Annotated in this window: 22 protein-coding genes; 12 read left to right on the top strand and 10 right to left on the bottom strand. The window is 71.3% G+C overall.

Annotated elements, in window-relative coordinates; all coding sequences use genetic code 11:
• The 8 genes from ACFFNX_RS18115 to ACFFNX_RS18150 all read right to left on the bottom strand — a co-directional run.
• The coding region (locus ACFFNX_RS18115) for a glycosyltransferase family 39 protein (RefSeq protein WP_378203043.1) at positions 1-739 on the bottom strand (739 nt) is incomplete at its 3' end.
• A 96-nt stretch (positions 740-835) separates the two neighbouring features.
• Positions 836-1,549 carry a TetR/AcrR family transcriptional regulator gene (locus ACFFNX_RS18120; RefSeq protein WP_378203046.1) on the bottom strand — a complete coding sequence of 238 codons (714 nt, stop codon included), beginning with the start codon at positions 1,547-1,549 and terminating at the stop codon, positions 836-838.
• A gap of 81 nt (positions 1,550-1,630) precedes the next feature.
• Positions 1,631-1,825 (bottom strand): ferredoxin, encoded by a 195-nt coding sequence (locus ACFFNX_RS18125; protein WP_378203049.1) that lies wholly within the window; start codon positions 1,823-1,825, stop codon positions 1,631-1,633.
• A 13-nt stretch (positions 1,826-1,838) separates the two neighbouring features.
• Positions 1,839-3,035: a cytochrome P450 gene (locus ACFFNX_RS18130; protein WP_378203052.1), complete on the bottom strand. Its 1,197-nt coding sequence runs from the start codon at positions 3,033-3,035 to the stop codon at positions 1,839-1,841.
• A 183-nt stretch (positions 3,036-3,218) separates the two neighbouring features.
• On the bottom strand, positions 3,219-3,845 hold the full coding sequence (locus ACFFNX_RS18135; RefSeq protein WP_378203055.1) for a TetR/AcrR family transcriptional regulator: 627 nt from the start codon (positions 3,843-3,845) through the stop codon (positions 3,219-3,221).
• A gap of 88 nt (positions 3,846-3,933) precedes the next feature.
• Entirely contained in the window at positions 3,934-4,728 is a 795-nt protein-coding gene (locus ACFFNX_RS18140) for a citryl-CoA lyase (RefSeq protein WP_378203058.1), read from the bottom strand.
• Between the two features lie 31 nt (positions 4,729-4,759).
• Positions 4,760-5,920: a CaiB/BaiF CoA transferase family protein gene (locus ACFFNX_RS18145; protein WP_378203061.1), complete on the bottom strand. Its 1,161-nt coding sequence runs from the start codon at positions 5,918-5,920 to the stop codon at positions 4,760-4,762.
• Positions 5,921-6,067: 147 nt separating this feature from the next.
• Complete coding sequence (locus ACFFNX_RS18150; protein WP_378203064.1) at positions 6,068-6,886, bottom strand: IclR family transcriptional regulator domain-containing protein; 819 nt, start codon at positions 6,884-6,886, stop codon at positions 6,068-6,070.
• 201 nt (positions 6,887-7,087) lie between these two features.
• On the opposite strand from ACFFNX_RS18150, the gene ACFFNX_RS18155 reads away from it, so the two are divergent.
• The 6 genes from ACFFNX_RS18155 (at position 7,088) to ACFFNX_RS18180 (ending at position 11,430) form a co-directional block, all read left to right on the top strand.
• Positions 7,088-7,960 carry a DODA-type extradiol aromatic ring-opening family dioxygenase gene (locus ACFFNX_RS18155; RefSeq protein ID WP_378203067.1) on the top strand — a complete coding sequence of 291 codons (873 nt, stop codon included), beginning with the start codon at positions 7,088-7,090 and terminating at the stop codon, positions 7,958-7,960.
• On the top strand, positions 7,957-8,319 hold the full coding sequence (locus tag ACFFNX_RS18160) for a hypothetical protein (RefSeq protein WP_378203070.1): 363 nt from the start codon (positions 7,957-7,959) through the stop codon (positions 8,317-8,319). The genes ACFFNX_RS18155 and ACFFNX_RS18160 overlap by 4 nt, the downstream gene beginning before the upstream one ends.
• A 14-nt stretch (positions 8,320-8,333) precedes the next feature.
• Positions 8,334-9,794 carry an amidohydrolase family protein gene (locus ACFFNX_RS18165; RefSeq protein ID WP_378203073.1) on the top strand — a complete coding sequence of 487 codons (1,461 nt, stop codon included), beginning with the start codon at positions 8,334-8,336 and terminating at the stop codon, positions 9,792-9,794.
• Positions 9,795-9,915: 121 nt separating this feature from the next.
• Complete coding sequence (locus ACFFNX_RS18170; RefSeq protein ID WP_378203076.1) at positions 9,916-10,248, top strand: DUF3618 domain-containing protein; 333 nt, start codon at positions 9,916-9,918, stop codon at positions 10,246-10,248.
• Between the two features lie 43 nt (positions 10,249-10,291).
• Positions 10,292-10,549, top strand: a complete 258-nt coding sequence (locus ACFFNX_RS18175; RefSeq protein ID WP_378203079.1) for a DUF4235 domain-containing protein — start codon at positions 10,292-10,294, stop codon at positions 10,547-10,549.
• Positions 10,550-10,614: 65 nt separating this feature from the next.
• On the top strand, positions 10,615-11,430 hold the full coding sequence (locus tag ACFFNX_RS18180; protein ID WP_378203082.1) for an aminoglycoside phosphotransferase family protein: 816 nt from the start codon (positions 10,615-10,617) through the stop codon (positions 11,428-11,430).
• On the opposite strand, the gene ACFFNX_RS18185 is transcribed toward ACFFNX_RS18180, so the two are convergent.
• On the bottom strand, positions 11,410-12,255 hold the full coding sequence (locus ACFFNX_RS18185) for a LysR family transcriptional regulator (protein WP_378203085.1): 846 nt from the start codon (positions 12,253-12,255) through the stop codon (positions 11,410-11,412). The genes ACFFNX_RS18180 and ACFFNX_RS18185 overlap by 21 nt on opposite strands.
• A 70-nt stretch (positions 12,256-12,325) precedes the next feature.
• Between ACFFNX_RS18185 and ACFFNX_RS18190 the strand changes: the two genes are divergently transcribed.
• The 3 genes from ACFFNX_RS18190 to ACFFNX_RS18200 are packed head-to-tail and all read left to right on the top strand — an operon-like array spanning position 12,326 to position 14,441.
• Positions 12,326-12,643 carry a hypothetical protein gene (locus tag ACFFNX_RS18190; protein ID WP_378203088.1) on the top strand — a complete coding sequence of 106 codons (318 nt, stop codon included), beginning with the start codon at positions 12,326-12,328 and terminating at the stop codon, positions 12,641-12,643.
• On the top strand, positions 12,640-13,383 hold the full coding sequence (locus ACFFNX_RS18195) for an SDR family NAD(P)-dependent oxidoreductase (RefSeq protein WP_378203091.1): 744 nt from the start codon (positions 12,640-12,642) through the stop codon (positions 13,381-13,383). The genes ACFFNX_RS18190 and ACFFNX_RS18195 overlap by 4 nt, the downstream gene beginning before the upstream one ends.
• On the top strand, positions 13,380-14,441 hold the full coding sequence (locus ACFFNX_RS18200) for an amidohydrolase family protein (protein ID WP_378203094.1): 1,062 nt from the start codon (positions 13,380-13,382) through the stop codon (positions 14,439-14,441). Before ACFFNX_RS18195 ends, ACFFNX_RS18200 begins: the two co-directional genes overlap by 4 nt.
• Here the strand turns inward: ACFFNX_RS18200 and ACFFNX_RS18205 are convergent.
• Positions 14,429-15,217, bottom strand: coding sequence for a putative hydro-lyase (locus ACFFNX_RS18205; protein ID WP_378203097.1), 789 nt, complete (start codon positions 15,215-15,217; stop codon positions 14,429-14,431). The two genes, ACFFNX_RS18200 and ACFFNX_RS18205, sit on opposite strands and share 13 nt — an antisense overlap.
• A 143-nt stretch (positions 15,218-15,360) precedes the next feature.
• Here ACFFNX_RS18205 and ACFFNX_RS18210 point away from each other — a divergent pair, with 143 nt between their 5' ends.
• The 3 genes from ACFFNX_RS18210 to ACFFNX_RS18220 are packed head-to-tail and all read left to right on the top strand — an operon-like array spanning position 15,361 to position 17,952.
• Positions 15,361-16,194 carry a creatininase family protein gene (locus tag ACFFNX_RS18210; RefSeq protein ID WP_378203099.1) on the top strand — a complete coding sequence of 278 codons (834 nt, stop codon included), beginning with the start codon at positions 15,361-15,363 and terminating at the stop codon, positions 16,192-16,194.
• Positions 16,191-16,934 carry a GntR family transcriptional regulator gene (locus ACFFNX_RS18215; RefSeq protein WP_378203102.1) on the top strand — a complete coding sequence of 248 codons (744 nt, stop codon included), beginning with the start codon at positions 16,191-16,193 and terminating at the stop codon, positions 16,932-16,934. The genes ACFFNX_RS18210 and ACFFNX_RS18215 overlap by 4 nt, the downstream gene beginning before the upstream one ends.
• Positions 16,935-16,950: 16 nt before the next feature.
• Positions 16,951-17,952: an LLM class flavin-dependent oxidoreductase gene (locus ACFFNX_RS18220; RefSeq protein WP_378203105.1), complete on the top strand. Its 1,002-nt coding sequence runs from the start codon at positions 16,951-16,953 to the stop codon at positions 17,950-17,952.
• The last annotated feature ends 242 nt before the right edge of the window (positions 17,953-18,194 follow it).

An 18,194-nucleotide genomic window follows, 5' to 3' on the forward strand; every position in this document is an offset into this window, starting at 1 on the left:
CGCGGTTCGCCGCCCCGTCGTCGGAGCTGATGCCCCCGGCGACGGTGAGCTGCGGCCAGCCGTGCGTGGCCTGCCACCACAGGTTCGGCGTGGCGATGACGGCGGCGATGGCCACCGCGGCGACCGGCCACCGGCCGCGCAGCACGCCGCGCGGCCCGACGGAGAGCACCGCGATGAGCAGCGCGACCGCGAGCATCCCGACCAGGTACTTGTTCAGCATGGCCAGTCCGACCACGGCACCGAGCACGGGCCACCGGCGGCCGTCACCCGTACGCGCCAGCCCGAGCGCCAGCCACGCGACCACCAGCCAGGCGAGCAGGTCGAACGTTGCCGTCGAGACCATGTGCCCGACCGCGAGGACGAACCCGGACACCGCCGCGGCCAGCGCCGCGAACACCTGCGCCCGCCGGCCGCCGTTCAGCTCCCGCGCGATGAGGGCGGTGACGAACACGGTGGCGGCACCGGCGAGAGTGGCGGCGACACGCAGCCCGGCGGGCGTGTCCCCGAACAGCGCGGTGGCGGCCCGCGCGATGAGCGGCGTCAGCGGCGGCTGGTCGACGTAACCCCAGGCGGGATGCCCGCCGGCGACGAGGAAGTACAGCTCGTCGCGATGGAAGCCGTACCGGGGGGACAGCGCGCTGAGCACGGCGGCGAGCCCGACGACCACGACCGCCACGGGGCCGGCCGCCAACCGGGGCGGCCCCGCGCCGACGGGCGTCTTCGGCCCTGCGGTCGTCATGCCGCGACCTTCCCAACGCCGCCCACACGAAGCAACCCCGACGTCCGGCCGGATCAGGCCTCCCGGCGGTCCTGCCGTTCCTGGGGCTGAGGGCCGTCAGGCCTCGGGGATGCCGAACTCGGCACGGTCGGCGTCGATCAGGTCGCCCAGAAGCGCACCGGTGGCGGCGGCCAGATCTTCGACGGCGGCGTCGGTGGCCTGCCGCTCGTTCTCGAGGGCGCGCCGGACGGTTAGCGCGAGAAGGCCGGCGCGCTGTTCGGGGCCTTTCACGGCCGAGGCGTCCTCGGCCCGCAGGAAGCCCTCGAAGGTCGCGTCGTAGGCGTAGCCGACCTCGTCGACGCTCAGGTCGTCGCGCAGCAGACCGCGCTCCGCGAGCAACCGGAGGTACCCGTACAGCACCGCCCGGTGCCGGTCATCGCGGCCGGTGCCGGGCGCGCTGGTCAGCCTGCCGAGCAGCTCGGGGTCGCCCAGCAGGAGGCTGCGCAGCAGCGGCCGGTTCGCGATCGCCAGGAAGTAGGTGTGCGCGAAACGATGCAGCAGGCTCACCCGCGGATCCCGCCGCAGGGCCTGGCGCAGCTCGTCCAGCGCGTAGAGCACCTCGCGTGCGAACACCACGCTGAACAACTGCTCGCGGGTCTTCCAATGCAGGTAGACCGTGCCCTTGCCGATGCCGGCCCCGGCGGCGACGTCGTCGATGGTCACCCGCCGGTAGCCGTGGCGCAACAGCAGGTCGGCCGCCACGTCGAGGATCCTCGTGGCGCGCGCGGCACGCTGCCGGGGATCGCGGAGTCGTTCGGTGGGGGCGCTCACAGGCGAACCGTATGACCAGATGCCGAATCGAGTCAAACATCGGCTACCGATCGCCCCGGCGCCCCCACGACGTACGGCGGGTCAGTCCTCGACGCTGATCGCGAGGCCGGGGCAGACCTGGGCGGCCTCGCTGACGTCGTCGTCCAGGTCCGACGGTGGGTTCGCGTCGCGGAGGATGACGATGCCGTCCTCATCGCGCTGGTCGAACACGGCCGGAGCGAGCATCACGCACTGGCCCGATCCGATGCACTTGTCCTGATCGACGCTGACCTTCATGGGGAATTCCTCCTCACCAGGAGACGGGCAGCTCGTGGACGCCGTACACGAGCATGTCGTGTTTGAACCTGACCTCTTCCAGCGGCACCGCGAGCCGCAGCGTCGGGACGCGGCGGTAGAGCGTGCTGTAGACCACCTGCAGCTCGACCCGCGCGAGCGGCTGGCCGAGGCACTGGTGCACGCCGTACCCGAAGGCCACGTGGTGACGTGCGTCGCGGTGGATGTCCAGCACGTCCGGATCGGAGAAGGCGTTCTCGTCGCGGTTGCCCGCGTCGGTCGCCACGATGACGCCCTCGCCGGCCTTGATCAACCGCCCGCCGATCTCGACGTCCTCGATGGCCACCCGGCGCCGGCCGCTGTGCACGATGTTGAGGTAGCGCAGCAGCTCCTCCACCGCGCTCTTGACCAGGCCAGGGTCGCCCTCGCGTAGTTCGTCGAGCTGGTCGGGGTGCTGGAGCAGGGTCAGCGTGCCGAGCGCGATCATGTTCGCGGTCGTCTCGTGCCCGGCGATGAGCAGCAGCATGCCCATGTCGGCGATCTGGGAGTGCGTCATCGTCCCGGCCTGTTCGACGAGGAGCCGGCTGAGCAGATCGTCCGCGGGCTCGTCGGCCTTGCGGCCGAGCAGGCGGATCAGGTACTCCTTCAGCTCGTCGCCGGCCGCGACCGCCTCTTCGGGGGTGGACCGGCTGCTGATCACGGTCCGGCTGCACCGCTGGAAGAAGTCGTGGTCGGCGTACGGGACGCCGAGCAGCTCGCAGATCACCAGCGACGGCACGGGCAGCGCGAAGGCCGAGACCAGGTCCACCGGCGGCGTCCCGGCGAGCATCGCGTCGATGAGCTCGTCCACGATCTTCTGGATCCGCGGGCGCAGGGCCTCCACGCGCTTGATCATGAAGGTGCTGGTCAGCATCCTGCGGTACCTGCCGTGTTCGGGCTCGTCCATCGAGATGAACGACCGCGACCGCCGACGCCGCGCCTGCGAGGCGGCGGTGACGTGCGGGTATCCGGGTCTTCTCACGTCGGCGCTGAACCGGCGGTCCCTCAGTACGGCGCGCTGGTCGTCGTAGCCGGTGATCAGCCAGGGGTGGCTGCCGTCCCAGAGCCGCACTCTGGTCACGGGGTCTTCGGCGCGGATCCGAGCGAGTTCGGGTGGTGGATCGAACGGGCAGCCGCGCTTCATCGGGTAGGCGGGCACGCGCGTGTCCGGCATCGAGGCCTCCTACACGGAAAGTTGCCGAACGATTGTTCGGTGACTTTCTCAGCATATGCCGCCCGGCAATGCCTGAGGAGAGTGCCGCAATGAGGTCTAAATCACGTTTCTCCTGCTAAGTAGTTGTTTGTCCTGCGGTTTCTCGGGACCCGGCCGACTGCGGTCAGCGGTGGCGCGGGGCTTCTACTCGATGACGAGGGAGATGAGCTCGTCGACGAACTGCAGGATGCGGTCGGCGTCCTCGTCGGCCCGGCCCGAGTGGAACAGCGCCACCCGGCCGTGGGTCCCGACGAACACCACCACGGCCGCGCGGTCGCTCGGCAGACGCAGTCGCCGGCCCGCCCGCTCGCAGCGTTCGAACGCGGCGCCGACGGACTCCACCACGGGCACCAGCGGGCCGTACGGGCGGCCGTCCGGTTCATGTGTGATGCGGCGGTTGCCCAGCATCAGCCGGTAGTGACCCGGGTTGGCGATCGCGAACCGGCAGTAGGCGTGCATCTGCGCGCGAACCCGGCCGACCACGTCGCCCGCGTCGACGCTCTCGTCGGCCTCCCGCATGACGGCCGAGAGCCGCTGGTAGTCGTACTCGACGACCCCGCGGACGAGCGCGACCTTGTCGGCGAAGTGCTGGTAGATGCTGGCCGGGGCGATGCCGGCCGCCCGCGCGACCCCGCGGATCGTCAGCGCCTCCGCGCCGCCCAGCTCCGAGAGCAGCCGCACGGCCGCGTCCAGGATCTCCGTACGGAGCCGCTCACCCTGCCCCCAGGGGTTTCGGACCCGCTGTTTCGTGAGATCCACCTCGTCCGGCATGACCCCATCATCCCGCCCCGGCCTCGAATCGCCACCCCACCAGGGCCTCAGGACGAGCGTTGTGCGGTTCGGGCCCGCCGTTCACGACTCAGCTCTCGGGATTCACGTACGTCGCGTTGCGGTCGACCGTCAGATAGATGTCGCTGGCCACCGGGTGGCGCAGTTCCTCGGCGATGTGCCCGAGCAGCCCGGCGCATCGGGCGAGGAGCACGGTGCCGCGGAGCAGTTCGAGCGGCAGGCCGAGGTCGGCGAGGGCCGCGCCGCTCACCCCGGCCCCGTTGAGCGGCAGCGTACGGCCGAGGATCCGGGGGTGTATGCGGCCGACGGCCTCGAACAGCGCCAGGTGCGGCCCGTACAGGCCCTCCTCGTGGGCGATGCGGATGATGACCGGCGTGCGCGGGTCGCCCTCCTTGTGCACCGGGTGGCCCAGGCCGGGGACCAGCAGCCCGGCGGCCTTGCGCGCGGCGACCGCGCGTTCGGCCAGTGCGTCCCAGCCCGCCTCGTCGGACGGGTCCTCGCCGGTCTCGGCGAGGACGTCGGCGAGGAACCGGCCGGTGTCCTCGGTGACGCCGAGGAACCGCGAGCCGCCGCCGAGGAGCCCGGCGGCGAGCGCGCCCTGGATCGCGTCCGGCGCGCTGAGGTAGGTCAGGCGCGCGGCGATCGCGGTCGGGGTGAACCCGTGGTCGGCGAGGCCGAGCAGCACGGCCTCGAACAGCCGCGACTGCTGCGGGGTCGGCCGTTCGAGGGTGAGCAGCCAGTACGCGAGCTCACCGAAGCTCACGTTCCCCATCAGGTCCCGGGCCAGATCCTGCCCGAGCAGCGTGATGGTCGTGGGGTCGGACGTGCCGATCGAGGTCGGGAACTCGGGGACGGGTCGGGTCACGCGTCGGTCCTTCCGTAGGGTCGGGTGCTTCTCAGGCCTTCCGGGTGGGCAGGCCGAGCCAGGCGCGTACCTCGTCACCGTGGGCGTCCAGGGCCGGCGGCGCGAGGTCGTAGCGTGCGGGCGTGGCCGACATGCGCACCGGGTTGCGCACGCTCGGCACGCCGTCGGGCGAGACGACCGGCTCCAGGCCCAGCTCGTCGGCGAGCTCGACTCCGCCGCGCACGTCGTTGATCGGCCCGCAGGGTACGCCCGCCTCGGTGAGCACGGTGAACCACTCCTGCGCCGACCGGGTGGCGAGGCGTTCGAGGAGCCGGGGCCGCAGCTCCTCGCGGTTGTCGTTGCGGCGCCCCACGGTCGTGAAACGCCCGTCGTCGGCCAGTTCGGGCGCGCCGATCGCCGCGCAGAGGCGGCGGAACTGCCCGTTGTTGCCGGCCGCCACGATCAGCTCCCCGTCGCCGGTGGGGAGCGGCTCGTACGGGAAGAGGCTCAGGTGCGCGTTGCCCATTCGATGGGGGACCACGCCGCCCGCGATGTATGCCGACACCTGGTTGACCATGGTGCTGAGCGCGGTGGAGAGCAGGTTCGTCTCGACCCGCTGGCCCTGCCCGGTGAGGTCGCGGTGGTGCAGCGCGGCGAGGATGCCGATCGCGGAGTGCAGGCCGGTCATGATGTCGAAGACGGAGATGCCGGAGCGGTACGGCGGTCCGCCGGGGTCTCCGGTCAGGCTCATCAGCCCGGACATGGCCTGGACGAGCAGGTCGTACCCGGGCAGCGACGCGCCCTCCGCCGCCCCGAAGCCGCTGATCTCGCAGTAGATGACGTCGGCGTTGCGCGCGGCCACGGCGTCATGGTCGAGGCCGAACTTCGCCAGGCCCCCGGGCTTGAAGTTGTGGATGAACACGTCGGCCCGAGCGGAGAGGGCGTGGGCGACCTCGGCGTCCCCCGGGTCGGCGAGGTCGAGCACGATGGACCGCTTGTTGCGGTTGACCGCCAGGAAGTAGGTGCCCACACCGTCGCGTACGGGCGGCACCCAGTGCCGGGTGTCGTCGCCGGCCGGGCCCTCCACCTTGATCACTTCCGCGCCGAGGTCGGCGAGCAGCATCGTGCAGTACGGGCCCGCGAGCACCCGGGAGAAGTCGGCCACCACGATGCCCGACAGCGGCCCGGACGTTCCTGATCCTGGTGCTGACATGAGGCGCTCCAACCGCGATACGGACAACTGTCCGTAACTTTGGTCGTGGCGAGCGCCATCTGTCAACGGGTCGGCCGACGTACAGGTTCATGCCCACGTGGTCGTAGGTGACGGCCGAGGGCTCGAAGAACCTGACCCGAGCCGGTCTCAGCCGGCGGTGCGGTCGGCCTTCACCTCGGCGTGGGGGCGGGACTGCCAGAGGGCCCACTCGGCGGAGATCTCGCCCGCCGTTCGCAGGAGCCGGGGGAGGTGCTCGCCGACCAGCGCGTCCACGCTCGTCTCGGCCGCGTGCACGGTCACGTTCATCGCGGCGCGGACCTGGCCGGCGCCGTCGCGGACCGGGGCCGCGATCGACCGGATGCCCGGCGCCAGCTCCTCGTCCGCCAGCGCCCAGCCCCGTGCGCGTACGGTGAGCAGTTCTTCCTCCAGCTCGGCCGGGTCGCGCGGCAGGAACGGCGGCAGGCCCGCACGGCTCGGCAGGCTCAGCGTCTCGCGGAGCGCGTCCGGCGGCAGGGCCGCGAGCAGCACCTTGCCCTGGGAGGTGCGCGCGGCCGGGAAGCGGGTGCCGATCTCGACCCGCAAGGTGATGATCTTCGGCACCGAGACGCGGGCGACGTAGACGATGTCGGACCCGTCGAGCTGCGACATCGAGGACGACTCGCCGGTCCGGCCGACCAGGTCCTCCAGGTGCGGGCGCGCGATGTGCCACAGCCCGAGGGCGCCCACGTACGACATGCCCAGGCGCAGCACCTGCGGCGTCAGGGCGAAGGCGCCGTCGTCGGCCCGGACGTAGCCGAGCTCCCGCAGCGTCAGCAGCAGCCGGCGCGCGGTCGGGCGCGCCAGGCCGGTCGCCGCGGCGACCTCGGTCAGCGTCATGCGCGGACGGCGTTCGCCGAAGCACGACAAGATGTCCAGTCCACGGGCGAGCGCCTCGACGAAGTCGGGATCGGAGCCGCGTCCGGCCATGATGTCCCCCTGCTCAACCGGGTATCACCGGGCAGTGACACCGTGAGCATGGTCGCACAGCGGCCGAAGGGCCGTGAATCGGCGACTCGCCCCGGCAGCGGCCCCCCTTGACACCACTCGGCTCGCACGACATCTTTCCCCTAACGCCGCTGACCGGACGAGTGTCCGGTAGGCGGTTGCTATCGAGGAAGGACCGTCACGATGGCGAAGCTCGTCGCGATTCTGGCCACGACGCACCATCCGTTCTACTACCGGACCAGCAACCTTCCGGCCGGGGAGGCGCCGCCCTTCGCCGCCGAGTGGGTCCGGAAGGTCGAGGCCTACCGCGAAACGCTGACGCGCGCCCGTCCCGACGTGCTGGTCATGGTCGGCTCGGACCACTTCCACCAGCTCTGGCTGGACAACATGCCACAGTTCCTGGTCGGCAAGGCCCCGTTCTACGACGCGAACTACTACAACGAGGAACGGGAGTTCGGCCTGCCGAAGCTCCTCCTCAAGGGGCACGAGGAGCTGTCGGCGTACCTCCTGCGCGAGGGCATCGATCGCGGCTTCGACCTGGCCTTCAGCAACGAGTTGCGCGTCGACCACTCCATCACGTGCCCGATCTTCACCGTACGGCCGCAGAACGACCTGCCGATCGTGCCGATCTACACCAACATCTTCGCCCCGCCGCTGCCGCGCCCCGAGCGGTTCGTGCAGCTCGGCCGTACGATCCGCGAGCTGGTCGACGCATGGCCGAGCGACCTGCGCGTCGCGGTGATCGGCACCGGGCACCTGTCGCTCGAACTGGGCGGCCCGCGCCAGTTCGGCCCCCACGGGCCCGACCCGGAGTTCGACGCGAAGGCGGTCGAGTGGATCGCGAGCGGCGACCTCGAGGCCTGCCTGGCGGAGGTCACGCTCGACAGCCTGCACGCCCCGGGCAACGCCACCCACGGCTTCATGGACTTCATGCTGATGATGGGGCTCGCCGACGGCCGCAAGGCCGACTACGCCGACAACCTGGACCTGTTCCACACCATGGAGGCGTACTTCACCTGGTATCCGCACGGGGTGGACGCGAAGGAGGGCTCATGAGCAGATATCTGGTGAACAAGTTTCTCTACACCATCGATCGCGACCCCGAGCTCGTCGAGCGCTACCGCGAGGACCCCGAGGGCACCGTCGCGTGGTGGGAGGCCGAGAAGGCGGGGGAGATCCTCAACCTGCCGAGCGGCGAGCGTACGACCTGGCTGTCCTTCACCGACGAGGAACGGCAGGCGCTGAGAACGCACGACCATGTCGCCCTGTTCGCGATGGGCGCGCACAACTTCCTCACCCTGACGCTGTGGATCGCCATGTTCGAGCGCGACTTCACCGAGCCGCTGGGGATGCAGCTCGACTACGCCGCCAAGCTGTCCCACTTCACCCTGCCGTACCCGGACATCTCCACGTGAGCACAGGTGACGTCATGAACCTCGACCAACTCATCGGCCGCCCGATCGTCTTCCGCGGCGCGACCGTCCTCACCATGGATGACGCCGGTGTCATCGAGGGCGGTGACGTGCTCGTCACCGGAGACACGATCGCCGAGATCGGCCGCGACCTCGCCGTGCCCGACGGCACCGCCGAGATCGACGCCTCCGGCGGCATCCTGATGCCCGGCATGGTCGACACCCATCGGCACATGTGGCAGACCGCGCTGCGCGGGCTGGGCGCCGACTGGACCCTCACGCAGTACTTCGTCTTCTACTACCTCAACTGGGGCAAGATCTTCCGCCCCGAGGACATCCACGCCGGCAACACGCTGTCCGCGATCGAGGCGGTCGACGCGGGCGTCACGACCACGGTGGACTGGTCGCACGGGCTGCGAACGGTGGAGCACGGCGAGGCCGCCGCCGACGCGCTGCGGTCGGCCCCCGGCCGGTTCGTCCTCGCGTACGGGAACCTGCTCGGCGCCCCGTGGGAGTGGACGAACAGCCCGGAGTTCCGGGGCTTCGTCGAGCGTTTCGGCACGCCGGACGACATGCTCGGCCTGCAACTCGCCTTCGACGTCACCGGCGACCCGAAGTTCCCGGAGCGGGCGGCGTTCGAGGCCGCGCGGGACCTGGGCCTGCGGGTCACCACGCACGCCGGCGTGTGGGGCGCGACCAACGACGAGAGCATCCGGCTGATGTGGGAGGGCGGCTTCATGACGCCCGGCACCACCTACGTCCATGCCGCCACCCTCAGCGAGGACTCCTACCAGCGCATCGCCGCCAGCGGCGGCTCCGTGTCGGTGTCGACCGAGAGCGAGCAGAGCGCCGGCCAGGGCTACCCGCCGAGCTGGGAGCTGCGGCGGCACGGCATCCCGGTCTCGCTGTCGATGGACACCAGCGTGTGGTGGAGCGCCGACCTGTTCTCCGCGATGCGGGCGACGCTGTCCGCCGACCGCTCGCGCGAGCATCTGGAGGCGCACGCCCGAGGCGACACCGTCGTGCACAACCGGCTGCGCGCCGAGGAGGTCGTGCGCTGGGCCACCATCGGCGGCGCCCGCGCGCTCGGGCTCGAATCGCTGATCGGCAGCGTGACCCCGGGCAAGAAGGCGGACCTCGTACTGATCAAGAACGACGACGCCCCGGCCCTGTACCCGCTGCTCCATCCGTACGGCAGCGTCGTCTACCAGGCGGGCCGCGGCGACGTGCACACCGTGCTGGTCAACGGGCGCGTGGTCAAGCACGAACACCGCCTCGTGGACCTGGCCGACGTCGATCTGGCCGGAGCCAAGGCGGCCGTGGGGCGCACCGTGGAGTACGCGCGGTCCACCATGGGCGAGGAGGCGTGGCAGGACAGCATCACCCCGGAACTGCCCGCCGCCGAGCGCATCCCGAACCCCTACACCTACACCGACTTCGACGGCGGCGAGGGACGCCACCGCGCCCAGGAGACCTGACCCGCGCCCCCGGCCGAGGAGGCCGTGGCCATGGATCGCGTTGATGCCGCATTAGTGCGCGCTGCCCGGGTACGGAGGGCCGCACCAACGAATGCGAGCCATTTCCCGAAAGGCGGCAACGATGAGCCAGGACACCTCCCGGGCGGGCCGGGCCGGCGAACGCGAGCAGCTCGTCGCCGGGATCGAGCAGAGCCGCCAGGATCTGGTCCGGACGGTGCGGGCATTGTCGGCGAAGGTGGACGTGCCCGCACGCGTACGTGGCCGGGCCGCCCGGATGCGTGAGCGGGTCGCCGTCTCACTCGGCCAGACCGAGCAGAACATCCCCGAGCCGGCGCGCGGCGCCACGCGCCAGGTCGCGGACGTCGCCGGAAGGCGGCCCGCCCTCGTGTACGGCGCGGCCGGCGTCGGCGCAGTGGCCGCGCTGCTGGCGCTGAGCAGGAGGAGGCGGTCATGAGCGGGCGGACCGACGAGCACGCGTTCCCGGCGAAGACACCCTCATGAGCAGGGCGAACTCCATGTCCCGGCCGGCCTCGGCCGCGCTCGGCATCGCGGGCGGCCTGATCGCCGGTGTGATCTTCAAGCAGACCTGGCGGCTGATCGCCCGCGACGACGACACTCCCGACGCCGGCGACCTGGAGCGGAGCTGGGCCGAGGTGCTCATCGCCGCGACCTTGCAGGGTGCGATCAGCGGAGCGGTCAAGGCCGCGCTCAACCGCGGTTACCTCCTGCACGGCCAGAACGACGACGACGAATGAGCGCGCGGCCCCCAAGCCCGGACGACGCTCGTCGGCGCGGCCGGGCCCTCCGGTAGCCTCGGCGGGTGGTCGGCCGAGCGAGCACCCATCACATCGACGTGCGCGGCGACCAGGTGACCAAACGGTTCACCTCGGCCGATCGCGGTGAGCCCGAACGCGAGTGGCGCGCCCTGCGGCTGCTGGCCGAGCACTCACCCGGCCTGGTGCCGCAGCCGATCGACGCCGACCTCACCGCGCGGCCCCCGTACGTCGTGATGTCGCGCCTGGCGGGAATTCCGCTGCGCGGCATGACCACCACGCCCCGGCACACGGCCGCGATGGCACGCGCGATCAGGGCGCTGCACGAGGCGATCCCTCCATCGGTCCTGGCCGGCCTGCCGCCCGCCCCGTGGAGCCCGGCGGCGGCCGTGGCCAAGGCTCAGGCCCTGTGTGGGAAACGACCGGATCTCGGTGCGGATCCCACGGTCGCCCACGCGTACGCGGCGGGCGCGAAATGGCTCGACGGCCTCGACACGGGCCGACTCCTGGGCCTCGACACACCCGTGTTCGGGCTCGCCGACGGCAACCTGGCGAACTATCTGTGGGACGGCGAGCAGGTACGGCTGGTCGACTTCGAAGATTCCGGCCGCAGCGACCGCGCCTTCGAACTCGCCGAGGTCGCCGAGCACATCTCCACGCGAACACCGGGCACGTTCGACGCCGCGGCGCTGCTCGGCGAGTTCGACCTTCCCGGCGCGGTCGCCGGCCGGGTCCGCGACTTCCGGCGCGTGTTCGCCTACTCCTGGATGCTCATGCTCGGCCCCGGTGGCCCCGCCCGCGACCGGAACCCGCCCGGCACGCTGGAACGCCAAGCCGGCCGTCTACTCGACCTGCTGGGATGAACGCGCGGCGGCCACGAACGACGCGACCAGTGGCCGGCGGTCCTGCTCGTTCCAGGCGAGCACGAGGCGGCTGGGCGGCGCGTCGGTCACCGGGACGCAGACCAGGTCGGCCGGGACCGGTTCGACCAGTGAGCGGGGCAGCATGCCGATCATCCGGCCCACCCTGATCATGTGGATCAACTGGACCACGTCGGCGACCTCGGGACCGGTGCCGTCGCCGCCGGGAACCCCTTTCCACCGCGGCAGCGTCTCACCCTCCAGATCGGGCATTCGCGCCGAGGCGTGCCCGGCCAGCCGGTGCGCGGCCGGGACGATGACCACGCGGTCCTCGGCGTGCAGCGTCTCGTGCGCCAGGCCGTCGAGATCGTCGAACGGCGCGTAGAGCAGGCCGACGTCGGCGCGGCCGTCGCGCAGGAAGTCGGTGCGGTCGGCGGGGCCGCTGAACAGGATGTCCACCCGGCGGGCGTCGGGCTGGTGGGCGTACTCGGCCAGGATGCCGGACAGCAGGCCGGCGTCGCCGCCGGGCTTGAGTACGAGCCGCAGGTGTGCCTGGGGGTCGCCGGCGCGCCGGGCGTTGCGGACGGCGGCGCCGACCGCGTTGAGCGCATGCCGCCCGTGTTCCTGCAACGCCGTCCCGGCCGGGGTGAGCTCGACGCGCCGGCTTGAGCGGATGAACAGCGGGACGCCGAGCCGGGACTCGATCCGCCGGATCGCCTTCGACAGCGCCGGCTGGGCGATCGAGAGCCGGTCGGCGGCCCGGCCGAAGTGCAGCTCGTCGGCGACCGCGATGAAGTACTCGAGTTCGCGGGTCTCCAGTTCGACCATGCCTCCAGGTTATCGCCGAAGATCGAACCGGTCTTGGACTCCGGCGGCCCGCGCCATCGAGAATCGATGCATGATCAAGCATACGATGATCGTCTCCTTCGACCGGCCCCTGCCCGACACCGAGCTCGACCAATACCTCGCGGACATCGAACGGGTCATGATCGACACCGGTTCCGTGCGGTCGGTCGTGGCCCGGCGCCACCTCCCCGTCCCCGGCGAGGAGGCCATCCCGGCACTGATCGCGACCGCGATCGTGCAGGTCACCGTGGACGACCTCGACGCGCTGGCGAAGGGGTTCGGCGCGCCCGGCCTGCACGAGGTCATCGACCGCTGGCAGTCGCGGTACCCGTACAAGGTCGCGTGGGCGAACCACGAGCCGCTGGCATGAACGAGGTCGCCCCGAAGGTGGGACTGGTGACCGGCGCCGGCAGCGGGATCGGCCGCGCGACGGCGCGGGAGCTCGCCCGAAGCGGCGCCGCGGTCGCCGTGCTCGACATCGACGAGAGCGCGGCGGCCGAGACCACCGAGATGATCGGGAAGGACGGCGGGGAGGCACTGGCCGTCACCGTCGACATCGCCGACGAACACTCCGTGCGTGCGGCGGTCGAGCGCACGGTCACGGCGTACGGCGGCCTCGACCTCGCCGTGAACAACGCCGGCGTGGCCTCGCACCGACGGCTCGACCAGATGACCCTGGGCGAGTTCGAGCGTGTGGTCCGCGTCAACCTCGCCGGGACCTTCCTGTGCATGAAGTACGAGCTGCCCCTGCTCAAGGGCGGCGGCGCGATCGTCAACATCGCCTCCAACGGAGGCCTGTACGCGATCCCGCATGCCCCCGCCTACGTGGCCGCCAAGCACGGCATCGTCGGGCTCACCAAGGTCGCCGCGGTCGACTACGCGCCGGACGGCATCCGGGTCAACGCCGTCTGTCCCGGCCCGACCCGTACGGGCGGGTTCGAGCGGTGGGCGGGCGACACCGACATGATCGCGCGGCAGGAGGCGATCACGCCGCTCGGCCGGCTGGCCACGCCGGAGGAGGTCGCGGCGGCGGCGGTCTGGCTCTGCTCGGACGCCGCGTCCTACGTCACCGGGATCGCGATGTCGGTCGACGGCGGGCGGCGGGCATGAGGGTCATCGCCGTCGAGGAGCACATGACGACCGAGGCGTTCCTGCGCGTCGCGCACGGCCTGGACGTCGTGCCGGGCGACGAGACCGAGATGGACCTGATGCGTACGGTGGAGAACACCGCCGGGTTCCGCGCCCGGCTCGCCGATCTCGATGCCCGGCTGCGGGAGATGGACGCGCTCGGACAGGACATGGCGGTGCTCAGCCTCAACCCGCCCGGGGTCCAGCCCTACCCGGCGGCCGACGCGGTGCCACTGGCCCGGGAGTTCAACGACGCGCTGGCCGCGATCGTGCGGCGGCACCCGGGCCGGTTCGGCGGGCTGGCCACGGTGGCGCCGCAGGATCCGGTCGCCGCGGCCGCCGAGATCGAGCGGGCCATGGGGCCGCTCGGGCTCAACGGCATCATGATCAACTCGCACACCGGCGGGCGGTACCTGGACGAGCCGGAGTTCGCGCCGCTGCTGGCGGCGGCCGAGGCGAACCGGGCGCCGATCTACCTGCACCCGCGGGCGCCGAGCATGTTCGCCGCCTACCGCGAGTACGGCATGCCGGGGGCGATCTGGGGTTACCAGGCCGAGGCAGGGCTGCACGCCATGCGGCTCATCCTCAGCGGCACGCTGGACCGCCATCCGGGGCTGACCGTCGTGCTCGGGCACCTCGGCGAAGGCATCCCCTACTGGCTGCGCCGGATCGACAACCGGCACGCGTTCGCGGCGCGGACGGCCGGGGCGGCCACGCCGATGCCGCGCCTGTCGCTCACGCCGAGCGAGTACTTCCGGCGCAACTTCGTGATCACCACGAGCGGAATCGACGATCCGGACGTGCTGGCGCTCGCCCTGCGCGCGGTCGGCGAGGACAACATCATGTTCGCGATCGATTCTCCGTACGAGGATCCGGCGTCCGCCGTGGCCTTCCTGCGGAGCATGCCGCTGACCGACGATCAGCGGACGGCGATCGGCCACCGTACGGCCGAGCGCGTGTTCGGTATCGCCGAGACCGAGACCGAGACCGAGACCGAGACCGAGACCGCGCCGGGATCGGGAGGGATTCACACGGCGTAGCGGGCGTCCGGGACATCGGTGATGAACATGTGACCGGGCGCGTGCGTGATGGCGAACGGCGGGCGGGAGGCCATGATGGCGGCCTGCGGAGTGACGCCGCACGCCCAGAAGACCGGCACCTCGCCCGGCCGGATCTCGACCGGATCGCCGAAGTCCGGCTTGCCGAGGTCGGTGATGCCCAGCCCGGTCGGGTCGCCGACGTGCACCGGCGCGCCGTGCACGGACGGAAACCTCCCTGAGATCCGTACCGCCTCGGCCACCCGGTCGGCCGGGATCGGACGCATGGACACGACGAGCGGCCCGTGGATCCGGCCCGCCGGACGGCACTCGACGCCGGTCCGGTACATCGGCACGTTGGTGCCCGCGGTGATGTGCCGGACCTCGATGCCGGCTGCGAGCAGCGGCGTCTCGAAGGTGAAGCTGCAGCCGATGAGGAAGGTCACCAGGTCGTCGCGCCAGTGGTCGCGGACGTCGCCGGTCTCTTCTGCCAGTTCGCCGTCACGCCAGATCCGGTACGCCGGGAAGTCGGTGCGCAGGTCCGCGTCGGGCGCCAGAGCGGTGCGCGGGCTGCCCGCGTCGGAGACGTCGAGTACGGGGCAGGGCCGCGGGTTGCGTTGGGAGAACAGCAGCACCTCGTAGGCGTACTCGCTCGGTACGATGACCGTGTTCGCCTGCGTGAAGCCGGGCGCCCAGCCCGCGGTCGGGGTGACGAGCCCCTCGCGGAACAGCCGGCGCGCCTCGGCCGGGTCGGCGGGCGGCGTGGATCGAGTCGTCAACGCGGGTACCCCCTGTGCGCATCAGCCGAAGATCGGTCGTTACGGGTAACTGGCGCAAAACATACTAAATCAATAGGGTAGCTGTCGTTAGACGTCAGACCTTTCAGATCTGACCCCGCGCCCACCACGAGTGGAGGAATGCCATGGCGACGGAGTTGCCTTCGGTCTGGATCCAGGATCTGACCTGGGAAGAGGTCGCCTCGTACCTGGAGCGGGACAAGATCGCGATCGTGCCGATCGGGGCGACCGAGGAGCATGGTCCGGCCGGTGTGCTCGGTGTCGACTCCTACGTGGCGATCACGCTGGCCGAGGACGCGGCGCAGCGGGCGGGCGTACTGGTGACGCCGCCGATCTGGTTCGGTGACTCGGTCCATCACGGCGGTTTCCCGGGCACGATCTCGGTGCGGCCTGAGACGCTGACGCTGCTGGTGCGCGATGTCGCGCGCAGCCTCGCCCGGCACGGCTTCGACCGGATCATCTTGATCAACGGGCACAAGGGTTCGAACCTCGCGGCGCTGCACACCGCCGCCCGTGTCCTCCACGATGAGGAGCTGCCCCAGGTGCTCTTCGTCATCGCCGATCCGCTGCATCTGGCCCGGTCGGCCGCGCCGGAGATCAAGGACACCAACGAGCACCACGCGGGTGAGCTGGAGCTGTCCCACGTCCATTACCGCTATCCGGGCCGGATCCGCATGGACCGGCTGACCGACGCCCAGGTGGACTTCGAGGAGGTCTTCGGCGGGTTCGTCGGCGACGACCTGTTCGGCAAGGCCCCGGACGGTGTCGAGATCGTCTGGTCCGGTGAGGAGCAGCGTGCCTTCACCCCGACCGGCTCCTTCAGCTCCTCGCTGGGGGTCACCGAGGAGAAGGGACGGCGCTACCACGACCACATCGTGGCCCGCCTGGTCGACCTGATCGAGTGGCTGCGCCGCTACGACGGCCCGATCGGCCGCCGCGACGCGGGGAGGGACTCATGAATCTCCCGGTCGAGCGCATCGCGGCCGACAGCTACCGGCAGGTCAAGGCGCGGCTCCGGGAGCTGATCGCCCGGCTCGGCGCGGAGGGCACCCTCCGGCTGCCCGCCGAGGAGCGGCTGTCCGCCTCCCTCGGCGTGAGCCGCGCGACCGTACGATCGGCGCTGCACTCCCTCCAGAAGGAGGGCCGGATCCGCCGGCTCCACGGCGCGGGCACCTTCATCAACCGGCACGTCCTCGGCATCACCGCGAACCTCGCCGAGGCCGGCGCCTTCGTCGACCTGCTGACGGACGCCGGGTACGAGGCGGGACAGCGCGTCTCCCAGCGCGTGGCCGAGCTCCCCGAGGACGTCGCCACCGCGCTGGAACTGCCGGCCGGCGAGCCGGGCCAGGTGATCGAGCGCGTCTTCACCGCCGACGGGCGGCCCGCCGTCTACAGCGTCGACCACGTGCCGACCCGGCTGCTGCGTTACCCGTCCTCCACGCCGGAGGCGATGGACTCGACGTTCAGCTTCATCGAGACGCACGTCGGCCGGCCGGTCTGCTACTCGGTCGCGCAGGTCCGGCCATTACTGCCTCCGCCGCACGTCCGCGCGGCGCTGGAGATCGAGCCGGACCATCCGCTGCTGTCCCTGCGCCACCTCCACGTGCACGCCGACGAAAGCCCGCTCGCGGTCACCGTCGCCTACGTCAACGACGACTACCTGCGCTTCAGCGTGATCCGCGGCTATCTCGACCAGTAATCACGAAAGGCCGTCCATGAGCGTCAAGGTGGACATTCGCGTACCCGTCGGCCGTCCACTGCGCGAGGTCGCCGACTTCATCGCGCGTTGTGAGGACGCCGGGTTCAACGGCGTGGGTGTGCACGACCACCATCACACCGGACGGGACGTGTACGTGGCGCTCGCCCTGGCCGCGGAGCGGACGAGCCGCCTCACGCTGTACCCGGCGACCTCCAACGCCGTCACCCGGCACCCGCTCGTGCTCGCCGCGCTCGGCAACTCGGTGGCCGAGCTGGCTCCGGGCCGGTTCCTGCTCTCCCTCGCGCCCGGCTTCCTGTCGGTCGAGCGGGCGGGCGAACCGCAGGCGCGCCGCGCGCATCTCCGCGAGACCGTGCGCACCGTACGGTCCCTGCTCCGCGGGGAGAACACGCCGCTGGGCGCGCGTGAGACCGTGCTCACCCACCCGGTCACACCGTCGCCCGAGGTGTACGTGCTGGCCGCCGGGCCGCGCATGCTGGAGCTCGCGGGCGAGGTCGCCGACGGCGTGATGATGTTCGTCGGGCTGCACCCGGACGCGGTCCGCGTCGCACGCGACCACGTCGCGGCGGGCGCGCGCCGGGCCGGTCGCGACCCGGCGTCGATCAAGGAGATCTTCATCGTCACGACGGCCGTCGGACCGTTCGAGGAGACGCGCGAGTGGCCGCGCCGGGAGTTCCGCGAGGGCCAGTCGTTCCTCACCTACCCCAGCAGGGCGAACCTGCGCTGGCTGCGGGAGGCGGGCATCGACCTGGCCGACGACCACCGGCCGGGCGACATCTCACCCGAGCTCGCGGCGAAGATCTGCGACGCGTACGGCCTGTTCGGACCGGCCGAGTACTGCGCCGAGCGGCTGCTGCGAGCCCGGGAGGAGATCGGCCGCGGCGATGACCTGCACGTCTTCTTCTTCCCGGCCCACACCTTCGCCTCCGGCTACGACCTGCCGGAGACCGACGTCACGGCCTTCGCCAAGACGATCGGCCCCCGACTCGGTGGTTCCTAGTGTCCTGCGCCTTAATTAGGTGAAATAATTTTATGCTTGGCACGTGGCGAGGACTGGCAGGCCGAAGGCTCCGTTGACGGTGAGTGATGCCGAACGGGCGGAGTTGGTGCGTGGAGCACGGGCGGCGACGTCGGCGCAGGCGTTCGCGTTGCGATGCAAGGTGGTGCTGGCGTGTGCGGATGGGGCAACGAACGCGCGGGTCGCGGCGGATGCCGGCGTGTCCGCTGCGACGGTCGGCAAGT

Origin of the sequence: Actinoallomurus acaciae (genome assembly GCF_042429965.1) — a bacterium.
GTDB classification, from domain to species: Bacteria; Actinomycetota; Actinomycetes; order Streptosporangiales; family Streptosporangiaceae; genus Actinoallomurus; species Actinoallomurus acaciae.